The organism is Pseudomonas sp. GL-R-19 (assembly GCF_019956375.1).
Taxonomy (GTDB): Bacteria; Pseudomonadota; Gammaproteobacteria; order Pseudomonadales; family Pseudomonadaceae; genus Aquipseudomonas.
Genome location: NZ_JAHBDJ010000042.1, coordinates 1 through 12,679, shown reverse-complemented (window position 1 = coordinate 12,679; position 12,679 = coordinate 1). Strand labels below are relative to the sequence as shown.

Here is a 12,679-nt window from a genome sequence, read left to right as displayed (position 1 = left end):
CAGCGAAATACTCGCTCTGCGCGGGGTGGCGGGCAATGGTCAAAGTTATCAAGTTGTCTGACTGTTTTGGCCAAAGCCCGCAGGGCATCAAGCGATGAAGCGCACCCCGGGTTTGACGCGCTCGTCCACGGTCAGCTCGAACACATCCGGGCGGGCATAGTGGCCAACCACGTCAAAGTCATAACGGGCGCGTACCAGGTCGTCTGTGTCGATTTGTGCAGTGAGCAGACCGGCGCTGTCACGCAACGGTCCGGCGAGGATGTCGCCCATGGGACCGATGATCACGCTGCCGCCGGCGATCAACGGCCGATCCGCCGGCCAGTTGGCGATGTCCAGGCCCAGGGCCTGCGGCGATGCCTGGACCTGACAGGCGCTGACCACGAAACAGCGCCCCTCATGGGCGATGTGGCGCATGCTGACCTGCCACATCTCCCGTTCGTCCACGGTCGGCGCGCACCACACCTCCACGCCTTTGGCGTACATCGCCGTGCGCAGCAGCGGCATCATGTTTTCCCAGCACACCAGCGCGCCGACGCGCCCGACCTGGCTGTCGATCACCGGCAAGGTCGAGCCATCACCCTTGCCCCAGATCAGCCGTTCGGTGCCGGTGGGCATCAGCTTGCGGTGTTTGGCCACCAGCCCGGCCTGCGGATCAAAGTACAGCCCGGTGCAGTACAAGGTGCTGCCGGCGCGCTCGATCACGCCGATCACCAGATTGGCCCCAGTGCGCGCGGATAGCGCTGCCAGCGCTTCGGTTTCCGCGCCGGGTACGTCGATGGCATTGGCAAAATAGCGGGCAAAGGCTTCGCGACCTTCCGGCAGGCGATAGCCCAATTGGGTGCCAAAGTCCTCGCCTTTGGGATAACCACCCAGCAGCGCTTCCGGCATCACCACCAACCCGGCGCCGGATTCGATGATCGCGTTTTCATAGGACAGGATCTGTTCCAGTGTTTCAGCCTTGCCACCGGGCAAGGCGCCGATTTGCAGGGCCCCAACGATTGATTTGGGCATCTCGAAAACTCCATTCGCATCAGGTGTTGCTCATTCTCCGGTGCCACGTGATCATCAATAAAGACCGACTCACTGCTGAATGATATGAGCCAAATGAATATCACCGACATCGACCTCAACCTGCTCAAAGTCTTCGAAGCGCTGCACGAAGAGTCCAGCGCCAGCCGTGCCGCCCTGCGCCTGGGCGTGACGCAATCGGCCGTCAGCGCGGCCTTGCGTCGGTTGCGCGCGGTGTATGGCGATCAGCTGTTCGTGCGCACCGGACGAGGCCTGGCCCCCTCGCTCAAGGCCAATCAGCTCAAACCGGTGGTCAGTGATGCCTTGAACAAGTGCCGGCAGAGCCTGGCGATGGTCGATCCGGCCGCGCAACAGTACGAAGGCCGCTCGGTCACCGTAGGAATGTCAGATGATTTCGAAATTGCCTACGGCCGGCGGCTGATCGAGGAAATAGGCCGTAGCGCGCCGAAACTGCGGTTGATTTTTCGCCAGACCCACAGCCAGATCGTCGCCCAGGCATTGCTGGAGCGCAGCATTGACCTGGCGATTACCGCGGGCGGGTTTGCCGAGCGGCTGCTCAGCCGTCAGGTGCTGGGGGAAGGTGGCTATATGTGCCTGGCGGACCCGTCGAGCCTGGTCCAGGGCCAGCAGAGCATCAGTCTTGAGGAGTTTGTGGCCCGCGAACACATTCTGGTGTCGTCCGGCGGTTTTATCGGGATTACCGATGAAGGATTGGCGGCGCTGGGGCTGAGTCGAAGGGTGTGCGCCTCGACCACGCATTTTGCCGCGTTGCCGCATTTGCTCAAAGGTAGCCGGGCCGTGGCGACCATTCCGGCCCATGCCGCCCAAAGCATCGCAACGCTCAGCGGACTGGCGCTGCTGCCCTGCCCCCTGGCCTTGCCGCGCTACCCGATCGAGCTGGGCTGGCGCACCAGTACCCAGCTCGACCCGGTGGTGTTGAAAGTGCGCGAGGCGATTGTCGCCGGTTTCTCGCAGGAGCTGCCGCAGGCTGCGATCTTTTGATGTTTTCTTTTCGGCGACTGCTGCGCAACAAGATCAAGCTCAAGATCAACAGATCGCAGCCTTCGGCAGCTCCTACTTGGCCGCCATCAGGCGATTGACTTCACTGCGCACCATGTTGGCGAACTCCGGTGGCGACATGCCGTCCAGCTCGGCGCGCACCCATTCGGCCCATTTGCCTTTGCGTTTGGCCCGCTCGCCGAACAACCGTGCGGCCTCGCCCTTGGCTTTGCCCAGGTTGTTTTGCCAGAGTTCGAACAGACGGGATTTCTCGTCTTCAAGCGCAGCGCGCTCGGCGAGGGGTTTGTCGGCCAGATTGAAGCTCATGGGAATTTCCTGCTGCGTAAAATAGGCGACATCTTACACTGTAGGACGAAATGTCCTGCGCCGGTTTTTCAGCAAGATGGCCTGCCCGGGCAAAATAGCTCCCACCAGCGTACGCGACCGGACCTTTGTAGGAGCGAGCTTGCTCGCGATGACATCAGCCTATTCAGCAGAGATGTTGACTGGACTGCAGCCTTCGCGAGCAAGTCGGATCGCCGCACCGTCGCTCCTACAGGATCACTCCCCCGCCAGCTCCCGCAAGTTCGCCAGTGTCTGCGCATCCAGCTCGATGCCATTGACCTGTGATTTGGCGCGTTGATGGTGACGCCGGTCACCGGGCAAACGCTTCAAGCCGACACCGTGCATTTGCCGCACCAGTTCCTGGCTGCGCTGGGCAAAGCTTTGCCCCACCGCTTTGCTCGGGTCGATCACGATAAGCAATTGGCCAGTCCAGGGCGTCTTGGCGCCGGGATGGTTGTTCCAGTCGAATTCGAAGGAAAAGTTGCCGCCGGTCAGTGCCGCCGCGAGCAACTCGACCATCATCGACAATGCCGAGCCCTTGTGCCCGCCAAAAGGCAGCAACGCACCGCCCTCAAGAATCGCTTTCGGGTCTGTGGTCGGCTGGCCGAGGCTGTCCACGCCCATCCCTGCCGGCAAGCGTTTGCCCTCGCGTGCGGCAATCTGCACATCGCCATGGGCAATGGCACTGGTGGCCAGATCGAAGACAATCGGCGCGCCATCGGCCCGCGGCGCAGCGAAGGCAATCGGGTTGGTACCGAACAGCGGCCGGTCGGCGCCGTGGGGCACCACGCAGGTCATGCTATTGACCACGCTCAAGGCCACGAGGCCTTCTTCGGCGAAGGGCTCGACATCCGGCCACAAGGCAGCGAAATGGTGCGAGTTACGGATTGCCAGCACCGCGATGCCGGCACTCCGGGCTTTCTGTACCAGCAACTCGCGTGCCGCCGCCAGGGCCGGTTGCGCAAAACCGTTAGCGGCATCGACCCGCACAAACCCTGAAGCCACATCTTCGACCACCGGAACGGCCTGGCCATTGACCCAGCCGCTTTGCAGCGTCGAAACATAACCCGGAATCCGGAATACCCCGTGACTGTGCGCGCCGTCGCGCTCGGCACTGGCGCAGTTTTGCGCAAGCACCCGGGCAACGTCGGCCGACGTGCCGTGACGCAGAAAAATCTTCTCGAGCAAAGCGCTCAGCGCTTCGAATGACAGGTGTGACGAGATCGCAGTAGATGCGTGATCGTGTGGCGCAGACATCTGAAGCTCCAGACTGATTATTGGAGGGAACAACAGCGTACAAAGACCCGCCGATTAACAACGCGCGGCGAGCGACCTGTCAACCTTTCGCTCAGGGTCGGTGAGGTATATCCGTGTCACGAATGCCCACGGTCCGTGCGCTATCTATTTACCGCCTGCATCATCCCGCCGGCTTTTAGTCTCGAAACTCAATCCACAGGCGCCCTTGAATGGCGCCTTGAACGAGACTCGACGATGCCTACACCTGTAACTCCGCTGTTTTTCCCCGAGGCACTGTCGTTGCCCGGCCTCTGGAGAGAACTGGGCAAAACCCACGGGCTGACGCAAAAGGATTTCGAATGGTTCAGCCATATCGAACTGGCCAGCCAGGCACTGCGCGATAAGCAAACGCCGCCCATGTTGGCGAAAAGAATCCTGCTGAAAATACCGGGACCGGAACATTTGGCGCTGGCCGGCAGTTTTTTGCTGACCGCGACACCCGATGACAACGGCGTGATTCTCTACACCCCGTACGCCGGGATACAGAAGTTCACTGACCGTTCGGCCCTGACCGAACAGCTGGTGAAACAACTCAAAGCGGCCGACGAAGACGATAAGCTGCTGGCCTTCATGGCGCTCTCTCAACGCAGGGCGGTGGTGGAAGCCGTGACCATCGAGCTGGACTTTCAAACCATCGAAGGCGACGTGTTCGAGGACCAACGCAACACCCTCTCCAGCCATCAGCAACTCAATGACCAGGCCCTGCTCGATGAGCTCAAAGCACTGCCGTCCCTGACATCGCTGCTCGAGGCATTGCTCAGTGAACAGCTGGCTAGAGCTTTTCCCGGCCTGGACCAGAGCCAGACCCAAGTGAATTTCTACCTGGCAACAACGCAAGAAAGCGCTGGAGAAAGCCATCCGACGCGACGCTGGGTCAACTCCCTGTCCCTGAGTGAAGCGGTACTCCTGCACTATCGCCATCAGCGTTGGCCGTCCGGACAGTCCCATGAATTTTCCCATCCGAAAAAAACCTCGGCAAAAGCCGACCAGCCACTCTGGGAAGCCGCCGTCACCACGATCTCGCGCAAACTCGTCAGCCTGCTGGTCAGGCAGCTCGAAGGTTTCTGGGCTGCGGCGAGTGTCGATGGCGCATCGCGTCGCGCATTCTTCGGCCGGGCCATCGCCGATCAGGCGCAAGTGCAACTGCTGCTCAAGCGCGAAGCCGGGGTCATCACCCCGGAGCAAAGCCAGGATTTGCATGCGCTGGTCTCGACGGCTAGCCGGGCGAACCAATCAATGACGGTCGAAACCGTACGCCTGTGGGAGCACCGGGCCAACTATGTCGAGTTGGCCGGCTCACTGATGGTCAACGCCGGCAGTGCGTTCCTGTATACGCCCACCCAAGGTCTGCAGGTGCTCAAGGACTATCAGGATTTGCGCGACACCCTGCTCAGCAAATTCAGCGCAGCCGGTCACGAGGATGAGCTCTATGGCCTGCTGAGCCTGGACGAACGCCAGCGTTTCATCGGTTTTGACCGGCCGAATGTGACCGGGGAAGTGATTTCCGGCGCGATCTTCCACAAGCTCTTCGACGCGATCGTCACCAAGCAACTGCAGAACATGGAATATGCCCTGCAGGTGTTCCGTCACAGTGACGGCAGCGTGAACATCCACGCCCTGTTCGACAAGGCATTGGATATCCGCTCGATGATCAGCGAACGGCTGCTGACACTGGAGACCGACGGACGCTGGAGCACACGGCCCGTGTTAACCGGCGATCAGCATCCTTGCGCGGTGCTGGCGGATACCGCGGCAGCTTTCGCCAAGACTTTCAGTGACATCGAAACACTGATCAACGCAGATTTTGCGGCGCAACCGCTCGCTTTGCTGGCCTTGCAACGGGTTTATCTGGAAAACATGAAACCCCGCCTGGCCCATGCGCTTTCCGTCGGCATCCGGGGCGAGGCCAGTCTGCGCAGGCTCAGCGCGACACTACGGGATGCAGACCGGGCCATTGTCGAAACGGTATTCAACGCGGATCAGGCAGACCGGCAGAGCCGTCTGTCACTCAAGGGCTTCCGGCCCGATGCCTATTCATTGACGCTGGAGTGCTCCGCTCAGAGCGACGTCCTGCCCCTGGCCCATTGCTTGCTCTTGACCGAGCGTGGCGGGCTCGACGCCTCGCATTCCGGCCGGACGGTCCTGTGGACACCCGCCGAGGGCCTGGAAGTCTTTGACACCATCAGTCGTGCACGGCTGGAGCTGAACCGCCGCCTGCTTGACCCACGACAACGCCTGGCGCTGCTGGACAACCTCACCCCGGCCCAGCGCGTCTTTCACCAACGCTACTCACTGGGACCGCTGCGGCTGATTGAAGGATCTGTATTGGAGCGGGTCGCGCAATCGTCCATCGAACACTTTCTGGCTCGCTGCGAACACGTACGCAGCTTCGGTCTGAGCGAAACGAAGCAGAAAAAAGCCCTGAAAACCCTGACCACAACCGCCTTCAACGCCAACCTGCCAAGAGCCACCACGATAGCCCGTGCGATCAGTTGGCAGCAGTCCCTGCCCGCCTGGCTTGGAATGGCTCCGCTGGAAGACCAGCGTCAGCACCTTGAATGGCTGGAGCAATACCGCAACAGCGTTGATGAGGACAAAGACTATTTACACGGGATCAAACCCCTCAAGTCGTATGTGCATGAGACGTTGACGTCATTGCTCGGCAGCCGCTTCCCTGCGCAAACGCTGGACCCCGACAACATCGAGATCACCCCCGACCTGGCCTTGGTCGGCCCCGCAAGGAGCCTTACCGAGTTCGCCCTGAACCATGTCAACATCGCACAGGGCACCGGGTTCAAAGTCAGCTCGGCAACCCTTCAAGCCCTGCCCGTCGAGCTGGATCAGGCGGCTGTCCGTCAATTGTTGCTGTCATTGAACATCGCGCAAAACTACGCCAGACAGGTCACCGACAACTTGTCGAATCAAGCAGCTGACGTCGAAAACCGAATGCTGCGTTTCGTCAAGCAACTGCCCTGGCAACTGCTGCAACACGCCCATGAACTCAAGCTGCGGCAACGGCTGTCCGGTAGTGCTTTCGATTTGCTTCGCCAGGTACTGGACATGCCGGACGCCATCGCCCGGACTACCGTTGAGGGGGCACATGCGATTGTCCGGCCACTGGAACTGATCAAGACAACCGGCGCCGCCGCCGTCAAGGCGCTAGGCCTTTACCTGATCGGCCCTGGCGGTGGCAACGCAGGCCCACAAATTCTCTATGCCCCCTACCATCCCGCAGGCTCACCGTTTGTAGAGTTTGAAAATGAGGCCAGCATGGTCTCGGCGTTCAATACGCCGGGACTCTTGCAGGAAATGTTGATACGTCGCCTGCCAGAAAGTGAGCAGACAGTGTTTCGCAACCTGTTCGAATCCACTATTGGCCAGTTGAGCGAAATGACTCTTGCGTCCAACCCCATCGGCGGCAACGTACTCAGCCGTTTTTTCCATGACAACACCCAACTGCTGACACGATTGCTCGGCAGCCAGTCGCATGTTTCAGGCCAGTCGGACTGGGAGGCTGTCAAACACTTGTTCAGCTCCGCAATTAATCTCTTCTCGGGGCTGTTACCGGGCAAACTCGCGTATCTCCAGTTTCTCTGGAATGCCTACAAGGACGCGCGAAACTCGGCCGAAGCGCTGCAGGACCATCACTGGAAAACTGCATTGCTGGAGTTTATTGCCGGTGCGGTGCAGATCGTGACGTTGGGCCGTTTATCGCTTGAAGGATGGGCCGACAGCGCCCAGACAACCGGTGAAGCCATCGCTCAACCGGTTGCCACTCCCGTGATTGCGCAAGCCTGGTCGCAGGTCCGTTCGACATCACCGTTGCGTACACGACTGCAACCGTTCGAAACCACCGTCGAACTGAAGAACCTGACGAAAAACCGCACTGACGGCACCTATCTCGAAGCGGCCAGCAAGAGAACATTCGCCGCCATTGCCGGCAAGGTGTACGGCGTGAACAAGACCGGAGCGGTGTGGCGAATGGTCAAAGGCGAGGGCGAAGGCCCCGTGTTACTGATGACGCCTGACAAGCAACTGGTGATCGACCCGGACACCCACACCGTCCACTTCGGCAAAGCCCTCTCGAAAATGCACAATCAGTTTGCCAGCGCCTATGTTGCCAGGCAGGTGCTGAACATCGAGGCCCGGGGGATGGAGGAAATCCACGCGAAACATCCCGAAAAAGCCCGCATGATCGTGCAGGCCATCGACATGGCTCGCTATTACGCGTTCAACAGCCTGCACAACCTGGTGCAACTGCGCAAACTCGTCCCGGGCACACGGCTTGATACCTTCCTCAAACAGTTCTTTGATGTCGGGCAGGTCGACAACGCGCTGATCGACAAAATCAAACAGGCTATCGTTCCCATCTGTAACGCGCTGGTCGACCCCGATGAAGACTGGATGAACTCGCGACGTTTTATCGTGGGTTCAAACCGGGACCCGAAGGACAGCCTCGTCGCGTTTGTCCTGGACAAGGATCAACAGCGCCATGTGCATTTCACGGAAAGATTCTTCGATCAACAACTGGACTGGTACAAATCCAGTCTGACACAACCCTTCGACGTCGACGGCCACAGCCAGGCCGCGACGCTGATACATGAGTTCGCTCATTTGTTTTCCGGGGCTGTGGACATTGCATACCTTGAGGCCAGGCGTCCGTTCAGCGATCTGGTGGCATCGATCACCGCCTATGGCGCAGAAATGAAACAGTCCCAGCTGGACTTCCAGCGAGTAGCCTTGTCGATGGAAACACCCAAGGAAGAATTGTTCGCACGCTGGAACAGTGGGCTGCGAGCGTGGATCAGCCTGGATTCGATTCCGGATTCTTATCACGTCGGCAAGGCCATTCTGCGGCTGACGGGCAGCAAGACCATGGAGAAGGCACGGGAAGCTTTTTTGAACGGGCAGGATTCGAAGTTCCGAACCGACGTCATTTTGCACAATGCCGACTCCATCGCCTTTTTGATCTGCGAAATGGGCCGGCAATTGGACCCGGTGCCGCTCGCCACGACCACTGAAACCTGATCCCGACGTAATAACGCGCAGATCTGCAGATCTGCGCTGCACAGTGGTGTTTGTCTTGATCTTTTTTTCACGCGCCCTGTGGAGACTGCTACCCCGACAGCAGGTGCTCCAGAGGTGAGGCGTTGAAAAAAAAATACACATTGATGGTTAAATGCCATGACTGATGTTCTCGCAGACTGCCCCCAAGGTTAGAATGCACGAAATCAGGATGGGCCCATGACCGACCACACGCTCTCGGAAGCCGAATACGACGCCATCACCGATGCCGCTGCGCATTGGTGTATGCGTCTGCACGCCAATGACTGCACCGAGCAAGAGCGCCAGGCGTTCGAGCAATGGCGTAATGCGCATCCGCTCCACGCCTTCGAGTACGAAGCGATGCTGGAGATCTGGGATGTCGCCGGCGACCTGCCCCGTCCCGAGCCCGCCGTGCCGCTGGTTCGCACTCAACCCGAAAACCCGTGGCGGCGCCTGGGTATTGCCGCGGCGATATGCGCACTGGCACTGCCTTTGGCCGGTTATGGCGGCTGGCACCTGGGCTGGGTTCCGAACGCGTACCAGCATTTCGAAGCGACCGACAATGTTCGCACGGTCACCTTGAAGGACGGCAGCCAGGTGGAACTGAACCTGGGCAGCGAGCTGACCTACAGCAACTACAAGGATCAACGGCAAGTCACGCTGAAAAAAGGCGAAGCCTTCTTCAGTGTCAGCCATGACACCCGTCACCCGTTTGTGGTCAAGGCCGCCGAAGGCCGGATTCGCGTGACCGGTACCCAATTCAACGTCTGGATCTATGAAGACCAGGTCAAGGTCAATCTGATCGAAGGCTCGATACTGGTCAGCAGCAACGCCGACCAGCCCGGTGACGGCTTGCGCCTCGAGCCGGCAATGCAGGCCAGTTATCGCCACGGCGACTTCATTCCCCGCATCAGCCAGACCTATGACAATGACAGTTCGCTGGCCTGGCGCCAGGGCAAACTGGTACTCGACGATCTGGCACTGAGCGATGCACTGCCCTTGATCAATCGCTACCTGGACAAACCGTTGATGGTCGCTGACAACAGCACCGGCTCGATCCATATCGGCGGGATCTACAACATCAAGGAGATCCACGGCCTGGTGAAATCCTTGCCGCGGGTCCTGCCGGTCTACCTGACCCGTAACCAGAACGGCAATCTGGTGGTCAACGCGATTCCGCAAAAAACCCCGAAAAGCTGAAAAGGCCGCCACCCTTGCGGGTACGGCCTTCAGCGTTCATGCAATGCTCCACGACCTTACTGCGCAGTCACCCTTGCATCCTGCTGACGAATCGTCTGCACCTGATAGTTCGGATCGGACAGGATCTGTTGCTCGGTAAAGGGCAGCACGCTCCATTGCTTCCTGGAAAAGGCCTGCGTCTGGTCCCGTGAAAACTTCGAGGCCGGGTCACTGGACAGCGAGAACGCGAGGAGCCCTTTGGCCTGTGGTCCGGTTTCGTCAAAGGTCACCACTTGCAGGTAACTGGTGCCGCTGACCACTTCGCGCTTGCCATCGCTGCGCGGCACGCTCTGGATGGCGTTATAGACGCCCAGCGTCCCCGGTCCGCCGTGGATTGGCGTCTGGTGCCCGCCGCTGCTGACCACCTGGATATCGCCCCAATGGCTGTCCGGCTTGAGACCTGACGCCTTGACCTGTTCAGCCGAAGCCAGCATCGCTGCCCGTAGCGCCTTCGCTACGTCCGGGTGATCGACCGCGAGTCCACGCGGAGTCTGTTGCGGGTCCTGAAGATCGAACGCCACGCGCCATACGTCCGGCACTTGGTCCAAAGACGCCATGACATTCTGGAAATGCACAAAACCCAGACCACTGTCGAGGTTGGCCTTGCGGTCCCATGCCTTGAGGCTGACGCACAGTGGCGTCAGCGTTTTTGCATCGGCACCCAGATCCGCCGCACAGAACTGCAGCAGGTCCGGCATCACTTGATTCGCCTGATAAACCTGATCGTCCATGACCATGTGTTGTAAATCCGCCGCCCCGACCTGGGGCAACGTACTCAATCGCTCCAGGGCAAAACGTGATCGCAGCCCCAACGGCTGGCCATCCTGGCTGATCAGCGGCGAATAGCCGGTCAGCGGTTGCGCCGGGTTGGCCATCCAGGCCGAATCGTTGGAGTGTTGGACAAAATCCTTGCGCAGCAATTGCGGCAACTTGTCCGCCGCATAGATACCCTGTTGTGGCGCCTGCGGGTCGATGTCCCAGGCACAGGCGCTGTTGGAACCGTCAAGGATGATCATCTGCAGGCGGATCCGCGGATCGCTGCACTGCGCCAGCTTGTCGACACCGACGTTGGGCACCACGGAGAGGTTCATGTACAGCGTCTGCCCCTGATCGTCCGCCGCCAGCGTGTTGACCCACGGGATGCCCTGGATCTTGTGCACCGCGGCCTGGAAGTCCTTGAGGTTTTCGGCGCGGTTCATCGCGTACCACTGCTGCAGGACCCGGTCGTTATCCAGATTGGCGTCACGCAGGCTGAAGGCGTACTGATGATCCCAATCCAGTTTTCCCGGCCATTGCACCACCGGACCGAACTTCGAACTGTAGACTTCATGGGCACTCGCCCGGACCTGCCCGTCCGCCTGCCTGACGTTGACGGTCAGGGTCTGCCTGTCCATCGGCAAGGACTGGCCGTCGAGCAGGTACCGGGTCGAATCCTTGGGATCCAGTTGCAGGCGGTACAGCGTGAAGTGTCTGGACGAATCCACGGTGTGGGTCCAGGCCAGATGTTGATTGAAACCGATGTTGATCACCGGCAGGCCGGGCAATGCAGCGCCCATCACGTCCAGCTTGCCGGGAATGGTCAGGTGCATCTGATAAAAACGCATGCCGCCCACCCACGGAAAGTGCGGATTGGCCAGCAACATGCCGCGACCGTTGAAAGAACGCTCGCTGCCGACCGCGACGGCGTTGCTGCCCCGGTCCAGGGCAAAGCGCTGCATGCGCGTCGCGGCCACCTGGAACGCCGGCTGCGCGTTTGCCGCCTGGGCCACGGCTTTGGGTGGCGTGGCACCGGCCAGGGCTTCGGCAAACTGGCCGACGCCACCTTCGACCAACAGGCGCCGGGTCAGCTTGACCAGATCCATTGCCGTGATATCGCGCACCCAATCGCCCTGGCACTGCGGCGGCAAACCCTGGGCGCGACGTTCGCTCAACGAGCGGTTGTACCCCGCCACATAACCTTCGACCAACTCACGCACTTGCGGGGTCTGGGCCTGCCAGAAACCGGCGACGGCCTGCGGGGTATTCAGCCAGGTGAAGAACACATCGCTGACCAGGTTCTCACGCTCCTCAACGGTGAACTGATCCGGTCCGAAATACCGCGAACGTTCGCCGTTCACCGTGGTGATCTCGTTCGCCAGCAGGCACAGGTTGTCCTGGGCGTAGGCATAGCCGATGCCATAGCCGAGCCCGCGCTCGTTGTCGGCGCGGATGTGCGGCACGCCGAAACTGGTGCGGCGGATGTCCGCGCTCGCTTGCGCAGGCGTACCGCTCGCGCTCACCGCAAGGCTCAGCCCCAGGCTCAACCCCAGAGTCACACCCGCCAGGCTCAACCTGGCTAATTGGCTGGAAATAATCACGCTCGCTCCTGATCGAAAAAACGATGGCTACAGCTACGCATACCCACGCGCACCGTGCCTCCCTGTAGGGACGAAGCTCACATCAAAAATTTAGGTTCTTCACGCAATCCCGGGGGAACACATATAACGAAATATCGGTAGGAGCTGCCGAAGGCTCGGGCCGCGTTCGGACGATCTTTTGATCTTGCTTTTGCGATCTGGAGATTGCTGAAGATCAAGATCAAAAGATCGCAGCCTTCGGCAGCTCTTATCAAACAAAAAATAACCCATTGTTTTTGCTCTAAAAATTATCCAGCCATCACCAACTGCATGCCCAGCTTGCGCGCCTTGTGTTCCAAGGCGCGTAACTGTCGGCTGCGGCTTTTCGC

Annotated in this window: 8 protein-coding genes; 3 read left to right on the top strand and 5 right to left on the bottom strand. The window is 59.9% G+C overall.

From position 1 onward, the window contains the following. Positions 1 to 87 precede the first annotated feature (87 nt). The gene (locus KGA83_RS20545; protein ID WP_223530704.1) at positions 88 to 1,011 is read right to left on the bottom strand and encodes a carbon-nitrogen hydrolase family protein; all 924 of its coding nucleotides are present in this window, start codon (positions 1,009 to 1,011) and stop codon (positions 88 to 90) included. 84 nt (positions 1,012 to 1,095) lie between these two features. Here KGA83_RS20545 and KGA83_RS20540 point away from each other — a divergent pair, with 84 nt between their 5' ends. After that, complete coding sequence (locus tag KGA83_RS20540) at positions 1,096 to 2,031, top strand: LysR family transcriptional regulator (RefSeq protein ID WP_108217474.1); 936 nt, start codon at positions 1,096 to 1,098, stop codon at positions 2,029 to 2,031. Between the two features lie 72 nt (positions 2,032 to 2,103). On the opposite strand, the gene KGA83_RS20535 is transcribed toward KGA83_RS20540, so the two are convergent. Both KGA83_RS20535 and KGA83_RS20530 read right to left on the bottom strand, forming a co-directional pair. Further along, positions 2,104 to 2,355: a hypothetical protein gene (locus KGA83_RS20535; protein WP_007983592.1), complete on the bottom strand. Its 252-nt coding sequence runs from the start codon at positions 2,353 to 2,355 to the stop codon at positions 2,104 to 2,106. Positions 2,356 to 2,589: 234 nt separating this feature from the next. Further along, positions 2,590 to 3,630, bottom strand: coding sequence for an Ldh family oxidoreductase (locus KGA83_RS20530; protein ID WP_223530703.1), 1,041 nt, complete (start codon positions 3,628 to 3,630; stop codon positions 2,590 to 2,592). A 234-nt stretch (positions 3,631 to 3,864) separates the two neighbouring features. On the opposite strand from KGA83_RS20530, the gene KGA83_RS20525 reads away from it, so the two are divergent. After that, a complete protein-coding gene (locus KGA83_RS20525) occupies positions 3,865 to 8,697 on the top strand; it encodes a dermonecrotic toxin domain-containing protein (RefSeq protein ID WP_223530701.1) in 4,833 nt (1,610 codons plus the stop codon). A 216-nt stretch (positions 8,698 to 8,913) separates the two neighbouring features. Continuing rightward, positions 8,914 to 9,915, top strand: a complete 1,002-nt coding sequence (locus KGA83_RS20520) for a FecR family protein (RefSeq protein ID WP_223530699.1) — start codon at positions 8,914 to 8,916, stop codon at positions 9,913 to 9,915. Between the two features lie 56 nt (positions 9,916 to 9,971). On the opposite strand, the gene KGA83_RS20515 is transcribed toward KGA83_RS20520, so the two are convergent. Continuing rightward, a complete protein-coding gene (locus KGA83_RS20515; RefSeq protein WP_223530698.1) occupies positions 9,972 to 12,311 on the bottom strand; it encodes an acylase in 2,340 nt (779 codons plus the stop codon). Positions 12,312 to 12,410: 99 nt separating this feature from the next. Beyond that, a partial coding sequence (locus KGA83_RS20510) for a hypothetical protein (RefSeq protein WP_223530696.1) occupies positions 12,411 to 12,679 on the bottom strand: 269 nt, incomplete at its 5' end.